Raw genomic sequence first — 25,781 nt, forward strand, 5'->3', positions numbered from 1 at the left:
CCAAACACAAGGTGCAGAGCAAGGAAATCACCCATTGAGTACATTTCGAAAGTACCTTTGCCTGGACTTGTTACTGTGGATCTACCTCGGCTGTTGGAATACCACGTTACCTCTGATTATCGTGCAGCGGGGAAGCCTGATGGAGTTGGCTGCATACGAAACAGCGCTCGCGCTCGCGGCGATCATTTCCATGTTGTGTCTCGCGCCGCGTGTTGAGTCGATGCGCCGCAGTGCGGCGCTCAAGGTGGGCTGTTTTACGATTCTGTTGGCGAGCGTATTGCGCTACTTTTTTGCCTCGAACTGGTACTCGCTCGAAGCCTTGATACTGATCGATGTCATTGCCGTATCAGCATTTGGGGTGATTCAGCCGCTTTTGGGCATCTATCCTGGGGAAACCGTTGAGAAACATCGTACGGAAGCGGCATTTCGTGTCCGGCGGATTGTTGTCACCGTAGGCCGGGTCGCCGGGCCTTTGTTGGCGGGTATTGTGATTGCTGTTTTCTCGATGGAAATTTCGCTGCGTTTTTCTCCGATAGTCGCACTGGTAACAGTCGTCTTTGCCATGGCGCTACCGGTTAGTGCAGCCCCTACCCTGCAACGCAAAAAAACATCAAGCGATCTCATTAACGACATGTTTTTGGGGCTTAAACTCAAATGCGTTCTACCGCCAGAACAATTTTTGACCTTTTCCGGATTACTACTGGGTCTGACCGTAACAGCGACCGTACCGATGCTGGTTCCAGCGCTCATACACACCCGCGGTCTAGCTGAAGGTAGCGTGGGTTTGTTCAATGCAGTGTTCGCTGCTGGAGCCGTTGCAGGTTTATTCTTTTTAAGCCCGCTGATTACCAAAAAGCAAAATCAGCGCAACAAGTATCTTGGATGTTGGGCCTTATTAACGTTTGCACTCTGTGCAGCGACACAAACCGACGAAATCTGGCAGTTGAGTACTTGCCTGTTTTTCGTCGGGGCGGCGAGTGCTTGCATTACGATGGTCGGAATGGACAAGAGGGTCATGTCGATCCCCTCCGGCGTACGCGTGCGACTGATGGCATCCACATTAGTGATCAGTCAGCTAGGCGGCTCGGTGTCATTCATGATGACGGGCGCCATCATGTCCAGATCCGGCGCAACCAGTTTGATGTGGCTTTATCTCGGGGTATTTCTGGTTATCGTCATATATTCCATGCGATCAAAAAAGATATGGCACTTCCTCGAAGATGACGCTGAGTCAGAGCTGTATTACGCAAAAAACCATCCGAAACTGGCGGCAGTCATGAGTCGATGAAATGTCTCCTGAGAATGTGCCCGACATGCCGGGACGACGCGATCACCCATGTTCCGCTGCCAACATTGACCTGAACTGAGAAATGCTCTCCGGAGATAACCCGGCGCCTTCAAACACTGCGCAGGTGAAGCTAACGGGGGCGGTGCCTGGAGCAGTAATGATGCGGTCTGCCATCACCGCCATCGAGCTGCTTCGGTAAAGCGTGGAGCCCTCATAACTGACGGCATTCTGTAAGAAGTCAGCGCTGTTCGAGGTATGAGCAACCGTGTCTAGAAGCCCGGCTCTCGCAAGTGCCAGCGTGCCGCCACAGATACCGGCAATGGTTGCTCCACTTGAACGACTGGCATGGAGAAAGTCTCGAAGATCCGGTGCTTCTGAACTTTCCCAGATCATTCCTCCAATGACGACGACAACGTCCGGCTTCCAGTCCAGACATTTTTGCAAGCTGCTATCGACCGTTACAGCCAATCCGCCCTGCGAACGAAACTGCCCCGTAGTGGGAGCAAAAAACCTGACGTCGACCCCGTAAAACGGGGACGCCGTACCAGCAATGAAAGCATATTCCCAGTCCGCAAAACCGGGTGTCAGTATCAAACCCACGCGTGCCATCAGTCAGATCCTCCATGAATGCCCGTAGCCTATGACGACAACAAACAGACATCAAGGGCAGCTTCGGGGACCAAAGCAGTCAAAAACAGACATCTGAATACCGTGCTTGTATATTCCCGACAGGCTGATCTTCAATCCGCCTGCGCGGAATATTATCCAACACCATCCCGTGCGATGTCTGCGCTGAGTTGGAAGATGAATTCACGATCTTGCGGGAGAAGTGACAGTGCTATCCGATCCAGAGGCGCGCGTAGCGCTTAAAGAAATGATTGAAAAATACCTCAAGGGAAAAGATCCCGATTACGACCGTCTGATCGAAATTGTTCAGGATCCTTCGCGGCAAGTTCCGATCAGGGGTGTGCTTGAGGGCATGAGACGCTACAACAAGGCCCAGTACACGCAGCAGGACCTAGGGCTGATCGACGACCTTTTGTACATGTATGGCTGAGACAGAACGTGCTGGTAGCGGGCATGGGCCGGCGTGACTGGTTATGCGACTCACGCTCTCTATAATGAGTCACCGGCCATGCCTGGAGCGCTTGTTATGTCACCTTCCCCTGATCAAAAATCTGCTGTCGTTTTACGCCGTGCTTCAAACTGCGATCTAGAAGATCTGATAGCCATTCGGATTGAGGCCATGCGCGAAAGCCTAGAGCGGCTTGGGCGATTTGATCCTGATCGCGCGCGGGAACGGTTTCATAGTGGTTTCGACGCTAGCAGCACGCGCCGCATAGAAGTATCAGGCGATATGGTCGGTTTTGTCGTTCTCAAAGACCATCAGAGCGAACTCCTGCTCGACCACTTGTATGTGATACCTAGCGCTCAAGGAGCAGGGATAGGCACCGAAGTTCTCACTCGGATTTTCAGAGAGGCGGATGAGATCGGACGCCCTATTAAAGTTGGCGCTCTCAAAGAAAGCGCATCAAATCGCTTTTATATCCGCCATGGTTTCGTATTTATCGAAAGCGGTGAATTTGATAATTATTATGTCCGCGCCAACAGTAATACCGTTCGTTTGGGCGACAGGCGGGATGCCCGTACAGATACTTTCGGGAGTGATTAATGAGCAATGACCCCTGTGCTTTAGCTGCGCGCATGATTCGCAATTTCAATGATGTGCCGCTGCAATACGAGCGCCGCGACCCTCTTTACGAGAGCCATGGCGCGCGCCTCGGCACTGACACCGTCGCGCAGAAACTCGGTGCGTCGGTGGACATCGTCGCGCCAGGCAAGCGTTCTTGCCCCTACCACTTTCATTATGCTCAGGAAGAGATGTTCGTCATCCTGGAAGGGGTTGGCACCCTGCGCGTGGCGGGTGAAATGTTGCCGATCCGAAGCGGCGACGTCATCTTCATTCCTGCCGGCCCCGAGTATCCACATCAGATCATCAACACCTCGGATGCGCCGCTGAAGTACCTGTCCATTGGCACCCGAGAAACCCCCGAGGTCTGCCAATACCCGGACTCCGGCAAATATCAGGCGATGGTCACAATCAATGGAGCGCGTGCGTTCACCGCTGTGCAGCGGCCCGGGACTACACTTGATTATTGGGACGACGAACCATGAGGGCGCCGTGTCGATGAAGCCTGCCAGAGAAATGAATGCTAGAGATTAAGACTTTACTTGTTGATTATCTGGGTAGCTTTGTAGACGCCCCGACGAATGTTCGCTTGGCGGCGCATATTGCCTATGCACTTCATAACGAGGCGGAGGCTGTTTACACCAATGCTGACTTTGCGCTCGATGGCGCATCCTAAAAAATCGCTGCGATCGATCAAATTGCAGGTGTCACTGACGGCGCCGCGCTATTGGACAGATTTGATATCGAAACCCAAGTCATTCCAGATAATGCTAAGCCAAGATGACCGCTATTGCCGGTAGCAGACAATCACGATTGGAAGATTTCGCCCCAGCTTTTAAAACAAACGGAAGCAAGTATTCAGCTTACTGTCTGTGAGGTGCAACCCGCAGCAGTCGGCCGCTCAGGCGCAGGCCGAAAGAAGGTGGCGATCGATCAACGAGCTTTCACAGGGTCTGGACGTTGATGCTATCCAGACCACTGACCAGCTTCTAAACCAACTGCGCAATAAGCTTGAAGAAGATCAAAGCGACTCACCCGCCGAGCTTCCACTGGATACAACAAAGCCCTGACTATTCAGGGCTTTGTCGTTTCTGGGGGACGCGCGACCTGCTCCACATGAGTGGATCGCTTGCGCATTTTTCAGCTCTTTACGCGTACTTGCGAGAAGCACTCTCCTGATTGACCAACGGCTTTACCACTCCAGACCGCTGATGGAATGCAGACGAGGCCATCAAACAGCAACCGAGCCGTGCGCATCAGTCCGCACCCGACCAATCGCTCGTCCTGCAAGCGCAACTCCACAGTGAACTCGCCCGTCGGATGTTCGATCGACAGGCGTTTCACGTCGCCCTCCTCCATAATCGCCATGACCGCCGCCACACTGCCTTTGATCAGGCAGGCGGCGGCCACGCTGACCGCGCCGAACACGCCGATGCTGGTGTGGCAACGATGGGGAATGAAACTGCGTGTGGTGATGGCCCCACCTACCTGCGGTGGTGCAATCAGGCACATTTTCGGCACGTTGCGCTGGCTCACATCGCCCAGGTTCATGCGCCGCCCCGCTTGCAGACGGATGGACTCCAGACGCTGTTTCAGTGAAGCATTGACGTCGAGTTGCGCGGGACTCTCATAGCCACTGCAACCAAGCTCTTGCGCGTTGATCAGCACCACGGGCATGCCGTTATCGATGCAGGTCACTTCAACGCCGTCGATTACGTCCCGGGCGTTGCTGGTCGGCAACATGGCGCCGCAACTGGCGCCAGCGATATCCTTGAATTCGACAATCAATGGCGCGGCCTGCCCCGGCACGCCGTCGATACGCGCGTCGCCGTCGTAGCGCACCTCACCATCAGACGTTGGTACATGGGCGATGGCGATCTGTCCGGTGTTTTCCATGTAGATCCGCACTGGGGTGACGTCGACTGTCGCCGCCACCAACCCGCGCTCGATGGCGAACGGACCGACACCGGCAAGGATGTTTCCGCAGTTCTGACCGTAATCGACGCGCGGCTCATCCACCAGCACCTGGGCGAAAAGGTAATCGACATCTGCATCAGCGCGGCTTGACGCTCTGATGATCGCCACTTTGCTGGTCAGCGAATCAGCGCCGCCAATGCCGTCGATCTGCCGCGCATCCGGCGAGCCCATCACCGCCAGCAGCACGCGGTCTCGCAGCGCGGGCTCGTGCGGTAAATCGTCGGCTAGAAAGTAAGCGCCTTTCGAAGTGCCGCCCCGCATCAACAGACAGGGAATGCGAGTCTGCGCCATGCTCAGTCTCCTAGCTCTTCAAGGCTGTCGACGTAACGCAAACCCTTTTCCGCCAGGCGCGTGCGCATGTTGTAGATATCCAGACCCAGTTCACCCTTGGCCAGGCGCAGGGCCTTCTGTTCCTCCAGGTCGGCCCGGGCGCGACTGGCTTCGACGATTTGCTGCAGCTCGGTGCGTCGCACGACCACCACACCATCGTCATCAGCAACCACCACATCACCCGGGTGTACCAGTTGCCCACCGCACACCAGCGGCAGGTTGACCGAGCCCAGGGTTTCTTTAATTGTGCCTTGCGCGCTGATGGCGCGGGACCAGACCGGGAAGCCCATTTCGCGCAGGGTGTGGGTGTCGCGCACGCCCGCATCAATTACCAGCGCCCGAACGCCGTGGGCCTTGAGCGAGGTGGCCAGCAGGTCGCCGAAGTAGCCGTCGGTGCACGGTGAACTCGGCGCGACCACCAGAATATCGCCGGGCCGGCATTGTTCGACGGCCACATGGAACATCCAGTTGTCACCCGGCGCAACCAGCACCGTGACGGCTGAACCACTGATCACTGTGCCCTGCTGAATGGGTCTGATCGAACTCGCGAACAGGCCTTTGCGACCCTGCGCTTCATGAATGGTCGCCACGCCGAAGCGTTTCAACTCATCGATTAGCGCTGCTTCTGCGCGCTGAATATTGCGCACGACAACGCCAGTCTTGCCGATATGTTCGCTCATCCCAGATTCTCCGTGACACGCGGGAAAATACTCTGGTAACCCTCGCCATAGACGATGTTGCGGGTTGAGGTGATCCCGACATTACGTTTGGCTTGCACACCGCGTTGCAGGGCGACGCGCGTGTAGTACTCCCACAAATGCTCCTGACCTGCCATGCACTGGATGGCCGCGTACTTCTTGTCCCAGACATCGGTGATGTCGAGCAGCACATCGGGGCGCCATTCGCATTGCTCAGGCTGGTGTGGCTCGAAACTGTAGACCGGCGGTGCGCCGACGATTTTCTCACCCGGTTTATAGCCTTCGGCCTGGGCGATGATGCGCGCCTCCTGCGTGAGGTTCATGGCCAGCGGGTGATCGTAGTTGTACGGGTCCTTGAGCGAGTGACTGAGAACGAACTCCGGTTGCACCCGGCGAAAAACATCGGCTAGACGGAACAAGGTTTCCTTGTCGGCGCGCATCGGGTAATCGCCGATATCGAAGAACTCGACACTGGCCCCGAGAATGTCGGCGGCGGCCTGAGCCTCTTCGCGACGTGCGGCTTTGACCTTGTCTTCGCTCATCTCGCCCTTGCGCCACAACTTGGCGGATTCGCCGCGCTCGCCAAACGACAGGCAGACGATGTGAACGTGGTAACCCTGCTGGGCATGCAGGGCGATGGCGCCACCGGCACGCCAGACAAAATCGGCTGAGTGGGCGCTGACAACCAGCGCGTTTTTGGTTGAATCGATCATTGCGGATTCTCCTCTTGCGTTGCGAAAGAGCATCGCATCGCACCCCGCCGACGGAGTAATGCGTTCGAGTGTTCGAGGTATGCGTTTTTTTTATTGCCACTCGAAAACAGCGGCGGCATAGTCGTCGAATTCGCCGACCCGCAGAGCCCTAGCCCATGGAAAACCTTGAACTGCCGAGCCTGATGCACGTGCGCGCCTTCGTCCGCGTGGCTGATCACGGCAGCGTCTCCAAGGCGTCAGTCGCGCTGTACCGGGCGCAATCGGTGGTCACCCGCTCCATTTCCGAATTCGAAGAACGGCTGGGCGTAGTGCTGTTCGAGCGCCACGCCAACGGTATGCGCCTGACCGATTTCGGTGAACGCTTGCTACCCCGTGCGCGAAGGGTATTGGCGGAGCTTGGGAGCGTGCCGACATCGCTCGGCCAAGGTGAAAAAGCCGCGATTGAACCGCTTTATCTGTTCCAGGCACGACGCCTGCAAGTGTTCGTCAAACTCTGTGAAACCCAGCACATGCAGACAGTGGCCAACCTGCTGGGGCTGAGTCAGCCTGCGGTCAGTTCGACGCTGAAAGTCCTCGAAAACGGCTGCGGCCAATCGCTGTTCGAGCGCACGCCGCGCGGTTTGCAGCCGACCCGCGCGAGTCATGACATCCTGTTTGCAATCCGCCGGGCGCTGAACGAACTGCGCCATATCGACAGCGACATCACCGCCCTTCGCGGTGCCTTGCACGGCGTAGTCCATGTCGGTGCACTGCCCCTTGGCCGCACGCGCATCCTGCCCGAAGCCATCGTGCGTCTGATGGCCGAGCACCCGGGTATTCAAGTGATCACCAATGAGAGTCCCTTCGACCTGCTGGCGACTGAATTGCGCGCCGGTGATGTGGATTTCATTTTCGGTGCGCTGCGCTCATCGACCTATGCCAGCGACCTCCTCGGCGAGTCACTGCTGACGGAAGAAATGGTCGTGCTTGCGCGGCGTGATCATCCGCTCTGCGGCAACGGCGATTTGCAGAATCATCTGGGCAACGCGCGCTGGGTATTGCCTCGCGCCGGCTCACCGGCGCGGACGATGCTCGAGGAATGCTTCGCCGGTTTCGGCATTCCGGCGCCTTCCCCGGTGGTGGAAAGCGCCGACATGGCGATCATTCGCGGGCTGTTGTTACGCTCGGACATGCTCGCGGCCGTTTCAGCGCATCAACTGGAACAGGAGATCGCGTCCGGCGAGTTGTGCATTTTGCCGCTGGAATTGAAAAAGACCGCCAGAGCCATCGGCCTGACCTACCGCAGCGGCTGCCTGCACTCACCGGTGGCGCAGGCGTTGATGGAAATGATCCGCCAGGTAATCCGAACTCAGGCCAATGAAGCGGTTAAAGCAGGCTCAACGGATAGCTGATGATCAAGCGATTCTCGTCGAACTCATTGCTGCTGTAATCGCGGCGAATGCTCGAGTTGCGCCAGCGCAGGTTGAGGTTCTTCAACGCACCGCTTTGCAGCGTGTAGCCCAACTCGGATTCGCGCCCCCATTCCTTACCGTCGGTGATAGCCCCGCTGAGCCGGGCGCAGTGAAGTCATTCAAGGGGGTTGCGAAGCGGCCCGGAACGAGCCGCCGATGACGCCGTGTCGTTAGCGTGGGGCCTTGCCCGCTACCGAATAGAGCACCTGCTGATTACGGGTTTTCATGAACGCCTCCAGGCTTTCTCCGCGCATCGCCGCGTAGATCTGCAGATTCGGCACCCCGACCACGGCAGCGAGTTTTTCCAGCACGAAAAAAATCGCCCCGTAGTGAATCAATCCGCGCCAGTCGCGGCGGCGCAGTAGATCCCGCTCTTCATCGCTCAGCCCTGCTTCATCGAACAGCGCTTCGGGTTGGTCGAGGAAACGCTGACGCCAATGCGGTTCAATCATGCGGTGCAAAAACTTGTTCAACCGATAACCCTTGGCGCTGCGTTCCAGGGTGAATGGATAGGTGCCGTCGAGCTTCTCGATACCTGCCAACTGATGCTGCATGTGCTGCAAGTGCCGCGCAACGACGTCGACGGGAACGGGTCGATCCTGGTTTTCCAGCAGCAGTGTGGCAATGCCGGTCATCGACGGCAGGTAGTAATCCTGGTGCAGGTTTTTCACCGTGGCCGACAGCGCGCCGCGCATGATCAGCCAAGTGATCACTTCCGAACCTTCCATGCCCCCCAGCGCGGCGTACTCGGCATGGGTCATTTCGGTCAGGCGCTCGGGATCGTTGACCAACAGATCAATGAACTGCTGGTCCCACTCCGGGTTGTTGAAACCACAGCGCTCGCCGTGCACCTGGTGGGAAACGCCGCCGGTCGCGACGATGGCCACTTTCAAGTCCTCGGGGTAGCTTTCAATCGCCCGGCGCAGCGCTTGGCCCAACTTGTAGCAGCGCCGCGCACTCGGCACCGGGAACTGCAACACGCCAACCTGCAGCGGCACGATCTCCACCGGCCAGTCCGGCTCGCACGGCAACAGCGCCGACATCGGCGAGAAGAAGCCATGGTCGAGCGGCTTGTCACGGAAGAAACTCATGTCGAATTCATCCGCCACCAGGCTCTCTCCGATGTGCCGCGACAGCGCCGCATGGCCAGCGATCCCCGGTAACTCGCGTGGATTACCGCCCTCATCGGCGACTTCGTAACGCTCATCGACACCGAGGGAAAATGCACCATAGTGATCAAAGAAAAACGACGTCACGTGATCATTGAAGATATAGAACAGCACATCCGGTTGCTGCTCCTTCAGCCACGCCTTGATCGGCTCAAAACCACGGAAGATCGGCGCCCAGGCGGCCTCATGCTGCTTGTCGTGATCGACCGCAAAGCCGATGGTCGGGGTGTGAGATACAGCGAGGCCACCAATGATGCGTGCCATAACGAGTTCCTTTGTTGAAAAGATTAATGCGCCAGCAAGGCCCGACTGACTCGGCGCCGTGCATGACCGTTAGCCAGAATCGCCAGTGCAGCGATAAAGGCAGGCACGCTCAACAGGGCAAACAGCAGCGGCAACCCCAGCCCTAGGCTGAGCACCGCGCCACCGATGAGTGAACCAAAGATAGCCCCGAAGCGGCCGATACCCAGAATCCAGCTGACGCCCGTGGCGCGACAGTCCGTCGAGTAGTAACCGGGCGCGAAAGCATTGAGGCCGGTTTGCGCGCCGCTCATACAGAAACCTGCCGCCACCACGCCGAATGCCAACACGCTCGATTCAAGGCTGAAGGCGCCCAGCAGCAGAATGAAAGCACCACCCAGAGCGTAAGACGTGGCGATCACCGCGTTCGGATTTCGCCGGTCCATCGCCCACCCAACCACGATGGCGCCGACAGTACCGCCAATCTGGAACAGTCCGGTGATGGTCGCGGCCCGTTCGATGGACAACCCACCTTCACGCAGCAAGGTCGGCATCCAGCCCATGGTCAGGTAGATCACCAGCAACCCCATGAAGTAAGTTGCCCACAAGGCGAGAGTGCCGAAACGATAGTGATCGGTGAAGAGCAAGCGCAGCGGTGCTTTTTGCTGAGCCTGCGGTTCGGCAATGACGAATTTCGTCTCTGCGCTGAACGTGCCCCCCAGCTTGTTCAGCACCTTGGCAATCTGGCTGGCGGGCGCGTTGCGTGCGGCGAGAAAACGCGCCGACTCAGGCAGCAACAGCCACATCAAGGGCAGCAGCAACATCGGCAGAATCCCGCCGGCGAGCAACACCGACTGCCAGCCGTGATGGGGAATCAACCACGCAGCGAGAAATCCGCCCAACCCCGACCCCATATTGAATCCGGTGAACATGATCGTGATGAACAGTGACCGATTGCGTTCCGGCAAATACTCGGAAAGCAGTGTGGTGGTGTTTGGCAACGCTGCGCCCAGCGCCACACCGGTCAGCAGACGCAAGGCCGCCAGCTCGTAGGGATTACGTGCAAAGGCGCATGCAAGGCTTAGCACGCTGAAGCCAGTCACTGCCGTCAGTAGCACCTTTTTGCGGCCGATTCGGTCGGCGTAAGGGCCAGCGGTCAGCGAGCCGATCGCCAGCCCAATCATGCCCGCGCTCATCACCGGGCCAAACGCCGCTTTCGAAAGCCCCCACTCTTGAATCAGCGAGGGCGCAATAAACCCCATCACCGCGACGTCGAAGCCATCGAAAAGCACTATGAAAAAACATAAACCCATAATCAGCCACTGGTACGGCACCACTTTTCGGTTGTCGATCCACGCTTTGATATCGACCGTTTCACTCGTCATGCTCTCACCTTCTTGTTTTTGTAGAGGTCCCGACGGACAAGGCCTGTAAGTAGACCGTCCACGCTGAACGATGAAGGTGACTGTAAAGCCGCAGGTATACCGCCCGCCTCTGGGAAATCCTTAAGCAGGTATCGGTTTTTCTTATCGGGGGATCAACAGAGATAAACAGAGCGTGGTAGAGCGAAGGTTGATGACCGTGGCGCGAGCGGCCGCTAGAGGATGACGAAATGCCAACAGCCCTTATGTAACCCGAAAACATGCCGATAGCGTGCAGCAGCACGGAAGCACCGCAGCAGCACTTACTTCATGGAAGGCAGGAACCCGAACAATGTTGGAATACCTCTGGCGCAGCATCCATTCCCCGGACTACTTGCCCAACGTACTGGAATGGATGCTCCATATTCTCCTCAGCCCGTTCATGGTGATCATGTGCCTGATGGTCGGCGCGCTGGCCGGTAAATGGTGGAGAGCCCTGCCCTACGGCAGCCTGACTTGTTATGTGGTCTTTCTGAGCCGGTCTTCTTTCTATCGGTGGGAAAGCATTTTCCCCATAGCCGGCCTGCCTGCACTGGCGATAGATGGCGCGCTATTGGCGCTCCTCGGTTTCTATTTGAAAGGCGTACTCAGAAGCCGCTCTGAAGCAAAACCCGAAGGCCATTGGCTGCGCAGGCTTTATCAAGGCCTTAAGGTCTTCATGGTGACAGTCATGGTGTTGTTCTGGGGAATCGTCGTGCTGTTTGTCGTGGTCTTCACTGTCTCGGTCGCTACCCAACCGTCATTGGCGCACTGAGCAGTATTCTGCTGGCCAGGTTCTGTACGAAAAAGTGCCCGGTGGTTAGCGTTCAAATCGTCCAGACGCTGGATGCATTCTTTTACCCGCAGTCCCTACAGAGTGACGCCATTCGCGCCAATGCGAACGCTGAACGCCTCGTATTTGCCTAAGGCCTGTCGCCTGAGTAGAATGCGATTAATTATCAATCATGTACTTTCCGGGGATTCGATGCGCAGCGATGAAACGCTAGGTACTGCAGATCTGGGGCTGCTCTATCGCACCCACCATTCGTGGTTACACGGCTGGCTGATCCGACGCATTGGATGTCGCGATAACGCAGCAGATTTGGCGCAGGACACTTTCGTACGCCTGCTTAAATCCCGTCAGTCCAGCCCCTTGCGCGAACCACGTGCCTATTTGAGCAGTATCGCCCGCGGACTGATGATTGATCAGTATCGTCGTCGCGAACTCGAGCGTGCCTACCTGGAAAGCGTCACGTTGTTGCCTCAATACGAGGTTCCCTCGGAAGAAAGCCGGTTGCTGATTCTTGATGCGCTGGAGCGCATAGACCGCATGCTCAGTTTGCTTAAACCAAGGGTTCGTCAGGCGTTTTTACTCGCCCGACTCGACGGTCTGACGTGCGCGCAAATCGCCGAAAAGCTCGGTGTTTCCCGGGCGACGATTGAGCGCGACCTGGCCACGGCCCTGCAACACTGCTATCGCTTGCGTTATGTCGAGGCCTGAGCCGCAGGCGCTGGATCCGGCCATTGTCGAGCAAGCGATCCAATGGCTGGTGCGCCTGCGCTTCAATCAAGCGGACGTAAAAACACAGCACTCTTTTGAGCACTGGCTGCAGCAGCGCCCAGAGCATGTGTTGGCGTGGCAGCGTGTGGAAACGCTTGGGGATGAATTTGCCGGCGTACCCGCTCAACTGGCGCGCCAAACCCTTGATGGCAGCCATCAGGGAATGCGGCGGCGGGACAGCCTGAAGCTACTGGGCATATTGGCGACCGTTGGCACGGCAGCCTGGCTTGGCCGGGATTACACACCCGTACCCGCCATGCTTGCGCAGCAGCGCAGCAGCACCGGCGAGCGACGGCGCTTCCAACTCGATGATGGCAGCCTCATCCAACTCAATAGCGACAGCGCCGTCGACAGCGATTTCGACGCCGAGCGACGCCTGATCATCCTGCGACGGGGTGAAATCATCGTGAATGTCGGCGCCGATCAACAATCGCCGCAAGCGCGACCGTTCTGGGTGCAATCACGTGACGGGATCATGCGCGCCCAGAGTTCCCGCTTTCTGGCACGCGAGCTTGACGAAGGCACTCTGGTCGCAGCGCAGGAAGGATCAGTCACAGTGTTCCCCGGCGCCAGTCAAAGTCCTGCGAGCCGCAGCGTCCAGGCAGGCAATCAGCTGCTGTTCACATCAAGTGGCGTCCGAACGTTCAGCGACAACGGCCTCGATCTGTGGAGCTGGGGTGACGGCGTGATCAGTGCGCGCAATATGCGCCTCAAGGATTTCATCGTGGAGTTGTCGCGTTATCGCCCCGGGGTATTGCGCTGCGCCGAAGAGGTCGCGGATCGCCGCGTTTCCGGCACCTTTCAGCTCGCCGACAACGATCAGGTCCTGGCTTTGATCGCGCAGTCACTGCGCTTGCACATCGATTACCGAACCCGTTACTGGGTAACCGTGACCGCTGCTGCCTGAGCCCATTAAAATCACCTGAAAAATAATGAGGTGGTTTCTCATTATCGTTCGACCTCTAAGGAAGGCCGGAATACAGGCCAGTCTGTCGATGTCCTTTCTTGGAGCGAGAAAATGAGTTCGTCCCCGGTTTCACAGCGCCATCCATTAAATCGTGCCTTGCAGGGTGCGATGTTGGGTTTGATCGTCAGCAGCTACGCATTGCCGTCGCTGGCGCAAACGTCGAGCGCTGACCACAGCAATCAAGTCAAGCAATGGAACATCGCTGCCGGCCCACTGGCGCCGGCGCTTGATCGCTTTGCGCGCGAGGCCGGCATCAGTCTTTCCTTCGACGCGTCGAGTGTGGCGAACCGCACCACCGCTGGCGTGAATGGCTCGCTCGATACGTCGGCAGCGCTGTCATCGTTGCTGCAGGGGAGCCAATTGCAGATCGAACAGCAAGGCCCGAATGCTTATCTGCTGGTCCCTCAAGCACAGACCGCCGGCCCGCTGGAACTCGACGCAACGGATGTCGAGGACTACCGCCTTGCGCCCCTCATCATCAATGCCAAGGTCAGGGTCAGTGCCGACGACGACGCCAACTCGGTGGTCGCCAAGGAACTCTGGGTTGGCGGAAAAGTGGCCACCAGCATTCTCAACACACCGGCATCGGTATCAGTTGTTACCAACAAGGAAATGGAGCAACGCAGCGTCAGCACCACAGAAGAAGCGCTGCAATACACGCCCGGTGTGATCACTGACTTCTACGGTACGGATGACCGCAACGACTATTTCCAGATCCGCGGCTTCCAGGCCACCACCTACCGTGACGGCTTGACCCTGAGTTCGATGCGCGGCGTACGCGAAGATCCATTCGCTTATGAGCGCATCGAGATTCTGCGTGGCGCCAACTCCACCCTGTTTGGCCCGGCGGACCCTGGCGGCTCGGTAAACTTCGTGACCAAACAGCCGCGCTTCGAGCAGTTCGGCCAAGGCTATGTGACCTACGGTTCGTTTGACCATGTCGAGACAGGCATCGACGTGGGGGATGCGCTGAACGACGAGAAAACCCTGGCTGGCCGCTTTACTGCCAAAGGCCAAAACAGCGACCGCGAGTACGATCACTCGCAGGACGATAACCAGTTGTTTATGGGGGGCCTGACCTGGGCACCGACGGATTACACGTCGGCGACGATGATTCTGGACTACCTGAAAACCGAAAGTTCGCCCAACAGTGGCGGTTATCCGCTGGACAAGGAATACGACCGCAGCAAGTTTTATGGTGAGCCCAGCTACAACTTTCACGATGTCGAGCGCACTAGCCTCAGCGGTAACGTCACCCATGACTTCGACAACGGCTTCGTACTGCGCAGCAATCTGCGTTACAGCAAGTTGACCGATGATTTTGGCTACGTTTACCTCAGCGACAGCGCCGCACGTGTCGGTACCACCGTTGACCGCTATCAGTTTGGAACGGACAGCGAAGCCGACCAGTTCAACGGCAATCTGATGCTGCAATACGATGCCCGCTTCGAGAACATCGACAGCAGCAGCCTGGTGGGCGTGGAGTACCTTGATTCAACCACCAAGGAAAGCTCGGTCTACGCCCCGACGACCTCGATTGATATTGCAAACCCCGTGTTTACTGGGGTTTCACGCTCAATCGCGCCGTATGCCGTGAACAAGCGAGACGCGACCACCAAGGCCGTATTCCTGCAGCAGAATCTGTCGTTCTACGAGCGTTTCATCATCACCGGCGGTGTGCGCAACGACTCGATGGACCTGACCAGCAAAGGCCTGGAATCCACTGAGAAAGACACCTTCTCCGAAACCTCCTACCGAGGTGCGTTGACCTATATCGTCAACGACGAGGTGTCCACTTATGTGAGCATGGTGGAATCCGTCTCGCCGCCGCAGGTTGGCGTCACACCGCAGACGGGCAGGCAGTACGAGATAGGCGTGAAGTATGCGCCGATGGGAATGGATGCACTGTTCTCCGCAGCCGTTTATGACCTGACCCAGGAAAACGTCACCATCGCTGTGGTGCTACCAAGCGGCATCATTGAGCAACAGACCGTGGGCGAGTCGCGGGCGCGAGGCCTCGACCTGGAGGCGAAAGCGCAAGTGACGCAGAACCTCAGCCTGATCGGTGGTTATTCCTATATGGAATCCGAGGTACTGCGCGGTGCGTTGTTCGACGGAAGTTCCCTGAAGGGTAATGAGTTCGCCACGGCACCCAAGCATTCCGCTTCGCTCTGGAGCTATTACGACGTGCCCGCGACTGATGTCAGCGTTGGCTTGGGTGCGCGCTATGTCGGCTCGTATTACTTCGATGCCGCCAACTCCGGCAAAAGCGATGGCACCACGCTGTTCGACGCCGCCTTCAACTACAAGATCGCCAAGGGCACCGACCTTGCGGTGAACCTCAGCAACCTGCTGGATGAGCAGCATGTGGTCGGTTCCGGCACAGCGAACTTCTACAACCCGGGTCGCGAGATTACCGCCAAAGTGAGTTACAAGTGGTAAGCAAGCGTGTAAGCCTTTTTCCCATATAGGAAGCGGTGCCCGCTTAATCGCGGGCACCGGAAAATTTCGTATGCATGGCCATTTGCGACCGTCTTGGTAGTGAATAACTGTTCAGCGCAATTACCGCTCGTCGCCTCATGAAGGCATGTAACCGCAATGCTCGGGAATGCAGTCATCGATTAAGTCGCAATGCGTGACGAAATCATTCGACCTGTACAACTAATTTATAACTCGTTGACCTTCATAGCATTTCTATTTTTTCAGTGCGTGAGCCTGAAAGTTTTCCACCCATTGAAATTCTCAGCTTGTCATCGCTTACGTTAAAATTTGTTTCACTTGATTTCTGAAAGCGGTCGATGATTTTCCTGGCCAACTGCGAATTCCTACTACCTTCAAGTGGGCTTGTTTTTGCGCTTTAGGCTTAGCGCATTCCTACTATGAAGGAGCGTAGAAGATGGTCCGGGAAACTGACTCGACAGTGCAACGCCAATCCCGTGGGGAATGGCGTTCCTTGAAACTGGCTGGCGCCGCTTTTTCGTTGGTGGCAGCTATTGGATTGGCTTCACAAGCCTTCGCGGCTGACGCGGAAAAGCCAAAGCCTGCCTCGGAAGCCACCAAGGCGGCGAACAATGCGTTGCTCAATGAGCTGCCGTTCAATGACAAGACCTCGTTTGAACTGGCGCACAAAGGCTTTATTGCGCCGTTGCCATCGACAGTCATCAAAGGCGGCTCGGGCAATGTCATTTGGGACCCTGCCAAGTATGCCTTTATCAAGGAAGGTGAGGCTGCACCGGACACCACCAACCCCAGCCTGTGGCGTCAGTCTCAACTGATCAATATTTCTGGTTTATTCGAAGTCACCGATGGCATCTATCAGGTGCGTAACTACGATCTTTCGAACATGACCATCGTTGAGGGAAAGGACGGCATCACCATCTTTGACCCATTGATTTCCACCGAAACCGCGAAGGCAGCCCTCGATCTTTACTATCAGCACCGGCCGAAAAAACCCGTGGTCGCGGTGATCTATACCCACAGTCACGTCGATCACTATGGCGGCGTACGTGGGGTGATCAACGAAGACGATGTAAAGGCCGGAAAGGTCAAGGTTTACGCCCCTCTGGGCTTCGTCGAGCACGCCGTAGCCGAAAACGTCATGGCCGGTACCGCCATGAGCCGTCGGGCCAGCTACATGTACGGCAACCTGCTACCTCCTTCGGCGACTGGTCAGTTAGGCGCAGGCCTGGGCACCACCACGTCGGCCGGCACCGTGACACTGATACCGCCGACCGACATCATCAAGACCACCGGTGAAACCCACGTCATCGACGGCCTGACCTATCAATTCCTGTATGCGCCCGGCAGTGAAGCACCGGCGGAAATGCTCTATTACATCAAGGAGAAAAAGGCGCTCAACACCGCTGAAGACTCCACCCATACCCTGCACAACACCTACTCGCTGCGCGGCGCGAAGATCCGCGAACCGCTTCCATGGTCCAAGTACCTCAACGAAGCGCTGAAACTGTGGGGTGACGATGTCCAGGTGATGTACGCCATGCACCACTGGCCAGTCTGGGGCAACAAGGAAGTGCGTGAGCAATTGTCGTCCCAGCGCGACATGTACCGCTACATCAACGATGAAACCCTGCGGATGATCAACAAGGGTTACACGATGGTGGAGATCGCCGAACAGTTCAAACTGCCCAAGGCGATCGCCAACAAGTTCTCCAACCGTGGCTATTACGGCTCGGTGAACCATAACGTCAAAGCCACCTATGTGCTGTACCTGGGCTGGTTTACCGGCAACCCGGCCACATTGAATGAATTGCCGCCGGAGGAAGGCGCCAAGCATTACGTGGAAATGATGGGCGGCGAAGACGCCGTACTCAAGAAGGCCAAGGAGTACATGGATAAAGGCGAATTCCGCTGGGTCGCCGAAGTGGTCAATCATGTGGTGTTTGCCAACCCGAGCAACCAGGCGGCGAAAAACCTGCAGGCCGATGCGCTTGAGCAATTGGGTTACCAGGCCGAAAGCGGCCCATGGCGCAATTTCTACCTCACAGGTGCACAGGAACTGCGCGATGGCGTGAGGAAACTGCCTACTCCGGACACGGCCAGTCCGGACACTGTTCGCGCCATGGATCTCGATCTGTTCTTCGATTTCCTGGCCATGCGCCTCAATGGTCCGAAAGCGGATGGCAAGCGTTTGTCGCTCAACTTCGATTTCACTGACCTGAAGCAAAAATACTCGGTGGAAATGGAGAACGGCGTTCTCAACCACACTGAAGGCGTTGAAGGCAAAGACGCTGATGCCAAAGTGTCCCTGACTCGCGACACCTTGAACAAAATCGTCCTGAAAGAAACCACTTTGAAGGACGCCTTGGCCAAGGGTGATATCAAAGTCGACGGCACGCAGGGCAAGCTCGAAGAGTTGGTGTCGTACATGGATGACTTCGATTTCTGGTTCAACATCGTCACGCCGTAACGACCGAGTCAGTTGATGTCGGTCTGCGGTAGCGGTTCAAAACGCCGCCGCAGACCAGCGTCACACCAGTATTTCGACAATGGAGCGTTCTTATGCAATTCAAGACACTCGCTGTACCGTTGTGTGTGCTGTCTTTGGTCCTTTCCGGCTGTGCCAGCAAGTACGTCGACCCTGAGCAGTACTCTGGATTTCTCGGCGACTACAGCGTCCTGAAAGAGGAGAAATCTCCTTCGGGTGCAGCCGTCATGCGCTGGATTGATCCGAAAGTCGATGTCAGCAAATTCACCAGCGTTTACGTCGAACCCAGTCAGCTCTTCCCCAAGCCGCAGCCTACCGCGAAAATCCCGCAAAAGACCCTCAATGGCATCACTCAGTACTACGATCAGACCTTGAAAAATGCCTTTTCCAGCGCGCTTCCGCTCGCCAGCGGCCCAGGGCCGGGCGTGCTGGTGGTACGTCCGGCGATCACCGCGGCCAGTGCCAAGACCAAGGGGCTGCGTCCGTATGAAGTGATCCCGATTGCACTGGTGGCCGCTGGCGTCAGCGCCGCCACCGGCATTCGTGATCAGGACACCAGCCTGGCGACCGAAGCCGCGTTTCTCGATGGAAGTGACAACAAACTGGTCGCCGAAGTGGTGCGCAAGGGCGCCGGCGCTGATCTCGACAACTCCGCGCAAGTTCTGCAGGCCAATGACTTCAAAGCGGTGCTCGATGTCTGGGCACGGGACATGGTCAAGTCTTATGAGCAACTGAAGAAATAGCGCCGACCACGGCCACCTGACGTGAGCCTGCGGAGGTTAGTGGTACGCGAAACGGCTGCTCCCCTCAAGCAGCCGCATTCGCCTCGACAAGATGAACCTCCGTGGCATTGCGCCCCGCCATCCACGCCAACACCGACGCGACAACCAGGACAGCGGCACTAAGCTCGAACGTAGCTTTATAACCACTCAGATCAAAAGCCAGACCACCAATGATCGCGCCTCCGGCGATCGCCAGCTGGACAATCGCCACGAGCAAGCCACCTCCAGCCTCCGCATCATCCGGCAGCGTTTGCGCCAGCCATGTCCACCAGCCGACCGGTGCGGCGGTGGCGACCAGTCCCCAGAGGCCGAGCAACACGGCGGTCAGCTCCGGTGATTTGCCGAAGCTGACCAACGCCAGCGCGATGGCCGCCATGATCAGCGGGATGACGGTCAACGTGCGGTAGAGGCCTCGGCCCATAAACCGTTCGATTAGAAAGGTGCCGATAAAACCGGCCAGTCCCAACCCCAGCAGCATCAAGGACAACGTTGAAACACTGACGCCCGTCACGCCTTCAAGGAAGGGCCGCAGATAGGTGAACAGCATGAATTGGCCCATGAAAAAAACGCTGACGGCGACCATGCCCAAGGCCACTGGCAATTGCGTCATCAGGCGCAGAACGTTGCCGCTACCGGCCTGGCGCTCGGCCTTGAAGGACGGCAGGCTGGTCAGCAGCCACACGGCGGCCAGCACGGCGACCGGAACCACGCAGAAGAATGCCCCGCGCCAACCGATCAACGAGCCAAGAAAACTCCCTGCCGGCGCGGCGATTACCGTGGCCAGCGCGTTACCGCCGTTGACGATGGCCAGCGCTCGCGAAACCTGTTCAGGCTTCACAAGGCGCATCGCAGTCGCCGCCGACAATGACCAGAAACCACCAATCGCTATCCCGATCAACGCACGTCCAAACATGAATGACGGGTAACCCGGCGCGACCGCGACGACCGTGCCGGAGACGATCATCAGCAAGGTCAGGCCCAGCAGCAATTTCTTGCGTTCGATGCGCGCGGCGACCGAGGCGATCAACAGGCTGGTGATCAAGGCAAAGGCACCGGACACGGAAATCCCCTGCCCGGCCTGGCCTTCGGTGATGTGCAGGTCTGCCGCAATCGGCGTCAGCAGGCTGACCGGCATGAACTCTGAAGCAACCAAAGCGAATGCGGCCAGCGACATGGCCAGCACGGCGCTCCAGCCGCCTGTTCTTTTAGAAGGATCTGTAGAAGGAAAGGTCATGGGAACTACCTGTGGTGCGAAAAAACGTAGGGGTGTGATGCGCAGGGGCAAGCAGTTTGTCGCTCTTGCGAGCACTGCCCCTGTAACAGACAGACACATTCTCCCGGTCAATCCGGCCCTTCCCTAGTGCATTCCTCTTGAATGCTTGCCTGATCCTCTGGCGATGCAGGGTGATGGATAGGAAACGTCTCGCGCGCGCATTAGAGTTCGGTCAACAGGAGTGACCCGACATGATCCCTACCCCTCTGCCGCAGCAATCGCCTTTGGCATTGCACATCGACCCGCGCGTGAGCGCACCGGGTGACTTCGCCACGGCCATACCCGGCTTGTCGCTGTTTCGTCGCGACCAACCGGCGCCGCCCGTGGTGTGCATGATCGAACCGAGCCTGATTCTCGTCGGTCGCGGCGAAAAGCGCTTGTGGGTCGGTGGTGAGGGTTACAGCTATGACCCTTCGCGGTTTCTGGTGACCTCACTGGATCTGCCCGCCAACTCCGAAGTCATGCTTGCCAGTCCCCAGCAGCCCTGTGTCGGCCTCGTGCTGAAACTGGATGTGAGCATGCTCGCCGAGGTCATCACCAAGAGCGGCTTGCCGGCCAAGCGGCAGCCAGCAACGGGCACGGGCGCCGCGATTGGCAGCCTGTCGTCGACGTTGGCGGGCGCGCTTGATCGCCTGCTGGCATTGCTCGACGAACCCGAGGCGATCCCGGTGCTGGCGCCGCTGATTTTGCGCGAAATCCACTATCGGCTGCTGCACACCGACCAAGGCGCACGGCTGCGGCAGATCACGGCCGTCGATGGTCAGGGTTATCGCATCGCCAAGGCGATTGACTGGCTCAAGCTCAACTACGCAGATGCCCTGCGCATCGACGATCTCGCCGCGCGGGTACAGATGAGCGCGCCGACCTTTCACCATCATTTCCGCCAGCTCACCGGCATGAGTCCGCTGCAGTACCAGAAATGGCTGCGGCTCAACGAAGCGCGGCGGCTGATGCTGGTCGAGCGCCTCGACGTGTCGCGGGCGGCGTTTGCCGTCGGCTATGAAAGCCCTTCGCAGTTCAGTCGCGAATATGGCCGCCTGTTCGGCACCGCGCCGAGTCGTGACATCGCCCTCCTGCGCGGGCAGACATTTGAAGCAGAAGCCCTCGGCACAGTAGCGAATTGAACGAATAAACAGCTTCACGGTGATGCGCCTCGCCGCGTGTCACCGCTCATAACAATGCACGTCAACCGATGATCAGCGGGTGAATCATGGAACTACGAATCAACCAGAAGACCTATCAGGTCGATGCCGACGCCGATACGCCCTTGCTGTGGGTGATCCGCGATGATCTGGGCATGACCGGGACCAAGTACGGCTGCGGACTGGCGCAATGCGGCGCCTGCTCGGTGCTGGTGGACGGCAATGTGGTGCGTTCGTGCGTCACGCCGGTGGCGGGTGTGGTCGGTCGCGAGGTCACCACCATTGAGGCCATCGAAAACGATGACGTGGGTAAACGGGTGGTTTCGACCTGGGTCGATCTGCAAGTCGCCCAGTGTGGCTACTGCCAGTCCGGGCAGGTGATGGCCGCCACCGCGCTGCTCAAACAAAACCCCAAACCGAGTGATGCGCAGATCGAGGCGGCGATGGTCAATCTGTGCCGCTGCGGCACTTACAACGCGATTCATGCCGCCGTGCATGAGCTGGCCGGCAAGGGAGACGCATGATGAACGTTCGAATCGACCCTTCACAGCAAGCCTCGGTGCTGGATCTGCACGAGCCGATCAATGTATCGCGCAGACGTTTTCTCACCGGCACTGCCGTCGGCGCGCTGGTCCTCGGCTTCGGTCTGCCGCTGGGTGTGACGCGCGTGCAAGCTGCCGCTTCTGCGACGGCCGAGCGCGGCACGCAGGTGCCAGCGTTTCTCGAGATCCGCCCGGACAACCGCGTGCGCCTGCTCTGCCCGTTCATGGAAGGCGGACAAGGCACCTTCACCGCGATGGCGCAGATTGTCGGTGAAGAACTCGATGCCGACCCGGCGACCTTTCTGGTTGAAGCGGCGCCGCCCGGCGAAGCCTATGTGGTGTTGGAAAACGGCATGCGCATCACCGGCGGCAGCATGTCGGTGCGCATGAGTTACCCGGTCATGCGCCGCCTCGGCGCCCTCGCCCGCGCCATGTTATTGCAGGCAGGCGCGCAGCAACTTGGCGTGCCGGTGAATGAATTGACGACCGAGCCTGGCAAAGTGGTGCACGCCAAGTCGGGCCGCTCGCTGGCCTACGGTGAACTGGCCGAGCGCGCGATGGATCTGCCGGTTCCTGATCCGGCCTCTGTGAAGCTGCGTGATCCGAGTCAGTTCCGCTGGATCGGCAAACCGGTGAAGCGCCTCGATGCTTACGACAAGTCCACGGGCAAGGCGCTGTACAGCATCGATCTGAAGGTCGATGACATGCTCCATGCGGCCGTTCAACATGCCCCGCGCCTGGGCATGACTGTTGGCACTTTGCGCAACGAAGAGCAGGTCAAGGCGATGAAAGGCGTGCATTCCGTGCATCGTTTGCCGGGTGCCGTGGCGGTGGTCGCCGAGCGTTGGTGGCACGCCAAACGTGCGGTCGAGGCGATCCAGGTCGACTGGCAAGAACCAACCGCCGAGAGCACAGTGCGGCCGATGCCCGCTGACTTTTCCAGCGACGCCTGGTTCAAACGACTCGCGGAAGACAAAGGCCCGGCCAAAGATGATGAAAACGAAGGCGACGTTGCGGCAATTCTCAAGGAAACCAAGACGCGGATCGACGCCACTTACCACAATCAGTACCTGAACCACGGCCAACTGGAGCCGCCGTCAGCACTGGCCCGATTCAACCCGGACGGTTCGCTGGAAGTCTGGTTGCCGAATCAGGCGCCGGACATGTTCCGCGCCGACATTGCCAAACGCACGGGCCTCGGTCTCTCGCGCATCACCTTGCATTCGCCGCTGCTGGGCGGGTTCTTCGGCCGGCATTTTCTCTACGACTCGGCCAGTCCCTACCCTCAGGCAATCGCGCTGGCGAAAGCGGTTGGCCGTCCGGTCAAACTGATCTGGAGTCGCGAGGAAGAGTTCCTGCGTGACGTGCTCCGTCCTGTTGCCGCAGTGAATTTCCGTGGCGCGCTGGACAACGACGGCTGGCCGCTGGCAATCGAAGCGATCAGCGCCACCGAAGGCCCGACCGAAGCCCTCGCCGGCAAGCAAGGAGAGAAACTCGACCCGACGGCGCTTGAAGGGTTGTCAGGCAAAACCTATGCGATCCCCAACAAACGCATCGCGCAGATCTACGTCAAAGGTCCAGCGATGCTCGGTTACTGGCGTTCGGTGGGCAATTCCCTCAACGACTTCTTCTATGAATCGTTCCTCGATGAACTGGCCGACAAGGGCGGCAAGGACCCGTTCGACTTGCGGCTGCATTTGCTGCGCGACAACAAGCGTTTGACCACGCTGCTGCAAGCGGTGGGTGAACTGTCGGGCGGCTGGAAGCGCGGGCCGTTTACCGCCGAGGACGGCAGCAAACGTGCGCGCGGCGTGGCTATGGCTTCGCCGTTCGGTACCGAGACGGCGGTGATCGCCGAGGTGTCCATCGAGAACGGTCAGGTCAAGGTGCACGACATCTGGCAGGCAATTGATCCGGGCAGCATCGTCAACCCGGCGATTGTCGAGGCTCAGGTCAATGGCGCCGTGGCGTTGGGATTGTCGCAAACCCTGGTGGAAGAAGCCGTGTGGGTCGATGGCAAACCCCGGGCGCGTAACTACGACTTGTATCCGATCCTGCCGCCTGCGCGGATGGCTCGGGTCCATGTGCGTGTGGTCGAGAGTGGGGAAAAAATGGGCGGCATCGGTGAACCGCCGTTGCCTGCGGTCGCGCCCGCCGTCGCTAACGCGGTGGCAGCGCTAACCGGTCAGCGGGTGCGCAGCCTGCCCATGAGCCGACACACCTTCACTTGATCAGCGCCGGAGCGTCCATGAATAACAGCCGATTCGCAAGAACCGCTGGCTGGCTGGCGGTGCCGTGCCTGGTCGCGGCAGGCCTGCTGGCCTGGTATGTCACCCGCGAGCCCGTCTCGCGCCTTGAAACCCATCAGATCGCCGTGGCCGATATCGATCCGGCGCTGGTCGCGCGAGGCGAATACGTCGCCCGGCTCAGCGATTGCGTGGCCTGCCACAGCGTGCCGGGCGGCGCACCGTTCGCCGGCGGCCTGGAAATGGCCACGCCGCTGGGTGCGATCCATGCGACCAATATCACCCCGGACACGGACACCGGCATCGGCCATTACAGCCTGGCGGACTTCGACCGGGCGGTGCGCCACGGCGTCGCTCCCGACAGTCGCCGTTTGTACCCGGCGATGCCCTACCCGTCCTACGCCAAGCTCAGTGACGATGACGTGCGTGCGTTGTATGCGTTCTTCATGAAAGGTGTGGCGCCGGTGAAACAGGCGAATATCCCGAGTGCGATTCCGTTTCCGCTGAACCTGCGCTGGCCGATCGCACTGTGGAACGGCGTGTTTGTCGACGCCGAACCGTATGCGGCCAAACCGGCGCAGGATGAACAGTGGAACCGTGGCGCTTATCTCGTCCAGGGTGCCGGACACTGCGGCAGTTGCCACACGCCGCGCGGCCTGGCGTTCAACGAGAAGGCACTTGATGAGACCGGTAAGCCGTACCTCGCTGGTGCGTTGCTCGATGGCTGGTATGCACCAAGCCTGCGCGATGATCACAACACCGGCCTGGGCCGCTGGAGTGAGGCGGAGATCGTGCAGTTCCTCAAGACCGGTCGCAATCAACACGCGGTGGTTTACGGCTCGATGACCGAAGCGTTCAACAACTCGACGCAGTTCATGAGCGATGAAGATCTGACCGCGATTGCCCACTACCTGAAGTCGCTTGCCGGAGATCGCGAACGGGATGGCGCACCGTGGCAGTATCAAGCGGTGTCGGCAACGCAACGTCTGGACTCGCCCGGTGCTCATACCTACGTGACGCGCTGTGCTTCCTGCCATGGTCTGGACGGCAAGGGCCAATCGCAATGGATGCCGCCGCTGGCCGGCGCGACTTCTGCACTGGCCAAGGAAAGCGCCTCGGCGATCAACATCACCCTCAATGGTTCGCAGCGTGTCGTGGCGGCTGGCGTGCCGGACGCTTATCGCATGCCGGCCTTCCGCGAGCAGCTGTCAGATCAGCAGATCGCTGAAGTGCTGACCTTCATGCGCAGCACTTGGGGCAATCAGGGCGGTGCTGTCGATGCGCAGTCGGTGAGCAAGTTGCGGGAACACACCGATCCGGCCAGCAGCAGTCCGATCATTCTGCAGATGCGCTGAGGGGAGAATCTG

23 protein-coding genes and 1 pseudogene are annotated in these 25,781 nt (G+C 58.5%); 16 read left to right on the plus strand and 8 right to left on the minus strand.

The features are described 5' to 3' along the window. The first annotated feature begins 34 nt into the window (after positions 1–34). Positions 35–1,288, plus strand: a complete 1,254-nt coding sequence (locus tag ACZZ0G_RS27210; protein ID WP_463558300.1) for an MFS transporter — start codon at positions 35–37, stop codon at positions 1,286–1,288. Between the two features lie 42 nt (positions 1,289–1,330). On the opposite strand, the gene ACZZ0G_RS27215 is transcribed toward ACZZ0G_RS27210, so the two are convergent. Continuing rightward, positions 1,331–1,897: a DJ-1/PfpI family protein gene (locus tag ACZZ0G_RS27215; protein ID WP_397480548.1), complete on the minus strand. Its 567-nt coding sequence runs from the start codon at positions 1,895–1,897 to the stop codon at positions 1,331–1,333. A gap of 226 nt (positions 1,898–2,123) precedes the next feature. Here ACZZ0G_RS27215 and ACZZ0G_RS27220 point away from each other — a divergent pair, with 226 nt between their 5' ends. The 4 genes from ACZZ0G_RS27220 (at position 2,124) to ACZZ0G_RS27235 (ending at position 3,654) form a co-directional block, all read left to right on the plus strand. After that, positions 2,124–2,345: a hypothetical protein gene (locus ACZZ0G_RS27220; RefSeq protein ID WP_463558301.1), complete on the plus strand. Its 222-nt coding sequence runs from the start codon at positions 2,124–2,126 to the stop codon at positions 2,343–2,345. Between the two features lie 96 nt (positions 2,346–2,441). After that, positions 2,442–2,960, plus strand: a complete 519-nt coding sequence (locus ACZZ0G_RS27225) for a GNAT family N-acetyltransferase (RefSeq protein ID WP_273914739.1) — start codon at positions 2,442–2,444, stop codon at positions 2,958–2,960. After that, the gene (locus ACZZ0G_RS27230; RefSeq protein WP_463396189.1) at positions 2,960–3,463 is read left to right on the plus strand and encodes a cupin domain-containing protein; all 504 of its coding nucleotides are present in this window, start codon (positions 2,960–2,962) and stop codon (positions 3,461–3,463) included. The genes ACZZ0G_RS27225 and ACZZ0G_RS27230 overlap by 1 nt, the downstream gene beginning before the upstream one ends. A 35-nt stretch (positions 3,464–3,498) precedes the next feature. Beyond that, positions 3,499–3,654, plus strand: a complete 156-nt coding sequence (locus ACZZ0G_RS27235; RefSeq protein ID WP_463558302.1) for a hypothetical protein — start codon at positions 3,499–3,501, stop codon at positions 3,652–3,654. Between the two features lie 464 nt (positions 3,655–4,118). On the opposite strand, the gene ACZZ0G_RS27240 is transcribed toward ACZZ0G_RS27235, so the two are convergent. The 3 genes from ACZZ0G_RS27240 to galB are packed head-to-tail and all read right to left on the minus strand — an operon-like array spanning position 4,119 to position 6,696. Next, complete coding sequence (locus ACZZ0G_RS27240) at positions 4,119–5,246, minus strand: 4-oxalomesaconate tautomerase (protein ID WP_463558303.1); 1,128 nt, start codon at positions 5,244–5,246, stop codon at positions 4,119–4,121. 2 nt (positions 5,247–5,248) lie between these two features. Beyond that, the gene (locus ACZZ0G_RS27245) at positions 5,249–5,965 is read right to left on the minus strand and encodes a 4-carboxy-4-hydroxy-2-oxoadipate aldolase/oxaloacetate decarboxylase (RefSeq protein ID WP_463558304.1); all 717 of its coding nucleotides are present in this window, start codon (positions 5,963–5,965) and stop codon (positions 5,249–5,251) included. Beyond that, the gene (galB, locus tag ACZZ0G_RS27250) at positions 5,962–6,696 is read right to left on the minus strand and encodes a 4-oxalmesaconate hydratase (protein WP_105706397.1); all 735 of its coding nucleotides are present in this window, start codon (positions 6,694–6,696) and stop codon (positions 5,962–5,964) included. Before galB ends, ACZZ0G_RS27245 begins: the two co-directional genes overlap by 4 nt. Positions 6,697–6,851: 155 nt before the next feature. On the opposite strand from galB, the gene ACZZ0G_RS27255 reads away from it, so the two are divergent. Next, complete coding sequence (locus ACZZ0G_RS27255; protein ID WP_463558305.1) at positions 6,852–8,087, plus strand: LysR family transcriptional regulator; 1,236 nt, start codon at positions 6,852–6,854, stop codon at positions 8,085–8,087. On the opposite strand, the pseudogene ACZZ0G_RS27260 reads toward ACZZ0G_RS27255, so the two are convergent. The 3 genes and pseudogenes from ACZZ0G_RS27260 to ACZZ0G_RS27270 form a co-directional block, all read right to left on the minus strand. Beyond that, positions 8,062–8,250, minus strand: a pseudogene (locus tag ACZZ0G_RS27260) (OprD family outer membrane porin); the annotation flags it as partial. The gene ACZZ0G_RS27255 and the pseudogene ACZZ0G_RS27260 sit on opposite strands and share 26 nt — an antisense overlap. A gap of 67 nt (positions 8,251–8,317) precedes the next feature. Beyond that, on the minus strand, positions 8,318–9,580 hold the full coding sequence (locus tag ACZZ0G_RS27265) for a gallate dioxygenase (protein WP_463558306.1): 1,263 nt from the start codon (positions 9,578–9,580) through the stop codon (positions 8,318–8,320). Positions 9,581–9,603: 23 nt separating this feature from the next. After that, on the minus strand, positions 9,604–10,941 hold the full coding sequence (locus ACZZ0G_RS27270) for an MFS transporter (protein WP_463558307.1): 1,338 nt from the start codon (positions 10,939–10,941) through the stop codon (positions 9,604–9,606). A 328-nt stretch (positions 10,942–11,269) separates the two neighbouring features. On the opposite strand from ACZZ0G_RS27270, the gene ACZZ0G_RS27275 reads away from it, so the two are divergent. The 6 genes from ACZZ0G_RS27275 (at position 11,270) to ACZZ0G_RS27300 (ending at position 19,172) form a co-directional block, all read left to right on the plus strand. Further along, the gene (locus tag ACZZ0G_RS27275) at positions 11,270–11,731 is read left to right on the plus strand and encodes a hypothetical protein (RefSeq protein ID WP_463558308.1); all 462 of its coding nucleotides are present in this window, start codon (positions 11,270–11,272) and stop codon (positions 11,729–11,731) included. 210 nt (positions 11,732–11,941) lie between these two features. Next, positions 11,942–12,457: a sigma-70 family RNA polymerase sigma factor gene (locus tag ACZZ0G_RS27280; RefSeq protein WP_463558309.1), complete on the plus strand. Its 516-nt coding sequence runs from the start codon at positions 11,942–11,944 to the stop codon at positions 12,455–12,457. Continuing rightward, on the plus strand, positions 12,444–13,424 hold the full coding sequence (locus ACZZ0G_RS27285) for a FecR domain-containing protein (protein ID WP_463558310.1): 981 nt from the start codon (positions 12,444–12,446) through the stop codon (positions 13,422–13,424). Before ACZZ0G_RS27280 ends, ACZZ0G_RS27285 begins: the two co-directional genes overlap by 14 nt. 111 nt (positions 13,425–13,535) lie before the next feature. Beyond that, the gene (locus ACZZ0G_RS27290) at positions 13,536–15,926 is read left to right on the plus strand and encodes a TonB-dependent siderophore receptor (RefSeq protein ID WP_463558311.1); all 2,391 of its coding nucleotides are present in this window, start codon (positions 13,536–13,538) and stop codon (positions 15,924–15,926) included. Positions 15,927–16,380: 454 nt separating this feature from the next. Beyond that, entirely contained in the window at positions 16,381–18,411 is a 2,031-nt protein-coding gene (locus ACZZ0G_RS27295) for an alkyl/aryl-sulfatase (protein ID WP_463558312.1), read from the plus strand. Between the two features lie 92 nt (positions 18,412–18,503). Further along, the gene (locus tag ACZZ0G_RS27300) at positions 18,504–19,172 is read left to right on the plus strand and encodes a DUF3313 domain-containing protein (protein ID WP_463558313.1); all 669 of its coding nucleotides are present in this window, start codon (positions 18,504–18,506) and stop codon (positions 19,170–19,172) included. Between the two features lie 64 nt (positions 19,173–19,236). Here ACZZ0G_RS27300 and ACZZ0G_RS27305 read toward each other — a convergent pair whose 3' ends face one another. Continuing rightward, positions 19,237–20,445: an MFS transporter gene (locus ACZZ0G_RS27305; RefSeq protein ID WP_463558314.1), complete on the minus strand. Its 1,209-nt coding sequence runs from the start codon at positions 20,443–20,445 to the stop codon at positions 19,237–19,239. A 230-nt stretch (positions 20,446–20,675) separates the two neighbouring features. Between ACZZ0G_RS27305 and ACZZ0G_RS27310 the strand changes: the two genes are divergently transcribed. From ACZZ0G_RS27310 to ACZZ0G_RS27325, 4 genes are all read left to right on the plus strand, one after another. After that, positions 20,676–21,608, plus strand: coding sequence for an AraC family transcriptional regulator (locus tag ACZZ0G_RS27310; RefSeq protein ID WP_463558315.1), 933 nt, complete (start codon positions 20,676–20,678; stop codon positions 21,606–21,608). A gap of 86 nt (positions 21,609–21,694) precedes the next feature. Then, positions 21,695–22,150 carry a (2Fe-2S)-binding protein gene (locus ACZZ0G_RS27315; RefSeq protein WP_123594631.1) on the plus strand — a complete coding sequence of 152 codons (456 nt, stop codon included), beginning with the start codon at positions 21,695–21,697 and terminating at the stop codon, positions 22,148–22,150. Next, positions 22,150–24,399: a xanthine dehydrogenase family protein molybdopterin-binding subunit gene (locus tag ACZZ0G_RS27320; protein ID WP_463558316.1), complete on the plus strand. Its 2,250-nt coding sequence runs from the start codon at positions 22,150–22,152 to the stop codon at positions 24,397–24,399. The genes ACZZ0G_RS27315 and ACZZ0G_RS27320 overlap by 1 nt, the downstream gene beginning before the upstream one ends. Positions 24,400–24,416: 17 nt before the next feature. Further along, on the plus strand, positions 24,417–25,769 hold the full coding sequence (locus tag ACZZ0G_RS27325; RefSeq protein WP_463558317.1) for a c-type cytochrome: 1,353 nt from the start codon (positions 24,417–24,419) through the stop codon (positions 25,767–25,769). Positions 25,770–25,781 lie beyond the last annotated feature (12 nt).

Source organism: Pseudomonas sp. AC169, from assembly GCF_979258515.1.

Excerpts from the sequence above, each read along its gene's own strand:
- ACZZ0G_RS27230 (WP_463396189.1), top strand. The coding sequence starts at position 2,960 with ATGAGCAATGACCCCTGTGCTTTAGCTGCGCGCATGATTCGCAATTTC.
- ACZZ0G_RS27225 (WP_273914739.1), top strand. The coding sequence starts at position 2,442 with ATGTCACCTTCCCCTGATCAAAAATCTGCTGTCGTTTTACGCCGTGCT.
- ACZZ0G_RS27270 (WP_463558307.1), bottom strand. The coding sequence starts at position 10,941 with ATGACGAGTGAAACGGTCGATATCAAAGCGTGGATCGACAACCGAAAA.
- galB (WP_105706397.1), bottom strand. The coding sequence starts at position 6,696 with ATGATCGATTCAACCAAAAACGCGCTGGTTGTCAGCGCCCACTCAGCC.
- ACZZ0G_RS27245 (WP_463558304.1), bottom strand. The coding sequence starts at position 5,965 with ATGAGCGAACATATCGGCAAGACTGGCGTTGTCGTGCGCAATATTCAG.
- ACZZ0G_RS27285 (WP_463558310.1), top strand. The coding sequence starts at position 12,444 with ATGTCGAGGCCTGAGCCGCAGGCGCTGGATCCGGCCATTGTCGAGCAA.
- ACZZ0G_RS27290 (WP_463558311.1), top strand. The coding sequence starts at position 13,536 with ATGAGTTCGTCCCCGGTTTCACAGCGCCATCCATTAAATCGTGCCTTG.
- ACZZ0G_RS27310 (WP_463558315.1), top strand. The coding sequence starts at position 20,676 with ATGATCCCTACCCCTCTGCCGCAGCAATCGCCTTTGGCATTGCACATC.
- ACZZ0G_RS27280 (WP_463558309.1), top strand. The coding sequence starts at position 11,942 with ATGCGCAGCGATGAAACGCTAGGTACTGCAGATCTGGGGCTGCTCTAT.
- ACZZ0G_RS27325 (WP_463558317.1), top strand. The coding sequence starts at position 24,417 with ATGAATAACAGCCGATTCGCAAGAACCGCTGGCTGGCTGGCGGTGCCG.
- ACZZ0G_RS27255 (WP_463558305.1), top strand. The coding sequence starts at position 6,852 with ATGGAAAACCTTGAACTGCCGAGCCTGATGCACGTGCGCGCCTTCGTC.
- ACZZ0G_RS27215 (WP_397480548.1), bottom strand. The coding sequence starts at position 1,897 with ATGGCACGCGTGGGTTTGATACTGACACCCGGTTTTGCGGACTGGGAA.
- ACZZ0G_RS27235 (WP_463558302.1), top strand. The coding sequence starts at position 3,499 with ATGCTAGAGATTAAGACTTTACTTGTTGATTATCTGGGTAGCTTTGTA.
- ACZZ0G_RS27265 (WP_463558306.1), bottom strand. The coding sequence starts at position 9,580 with ATGGCACGCATCATTGGTGGCCTCGCTGTATCTCACACCCCGACCATC.
- ACZZ0G_RS27300 (WP_463558313.1), top strand. The coding sequence starts at position 18,504 with ATGCAATTCAAGACACTCGCTGTACCGTTGTGTGTGCTGTCTTTGGTC.
- ACZZ0G_RS27305 (WP_463558314.1), bottom strand. The coding sequence starts at position 20,445 with ATGACCTTTCCTTCTACAGATCCTTCTAAAAGAACAGGCGGCTGGAGC.
- ACZZ0G_RS27240 (WP_463558303.1), bottom strand. The coding sequence starts at position 5,246 with ATGGCGCAGACTCGCATTCCCTGTCTGTTGATGCGGGGCGGCACTTCG.
- ACZZ0G_RS27275 (WP_463558308.1), top strand. The coding sequence starts at position 11,270 with ATGTTGGAATACCTCTGGCGCAGCATCCATTCCCCGGACTACTTGCCC.
- ACZZ0G_RS27320 (WP_463558316.1), top strand. The coding sequence starts at position 22,150 with ATGAACGTTCGAATCGACCCTTCACAGCAAGCCTCGGTGCTGGATCTG.
- ACZZ0G_RS27295 (WP_463558312.1), top strand. The coding sequence starts at position 16,381 with ATGGTCCGGGAAACTGACTCGACAGTGCAACGCCAATCCCGTGGGGAA.
- ACZZ0G_RS27315 (WP_123594631.1), top strand. The coding sequence starts at position 21,695 with ATGGAACTACGAATCAACCAGAAGACCTATCAGGTCGATGCCGACGCC.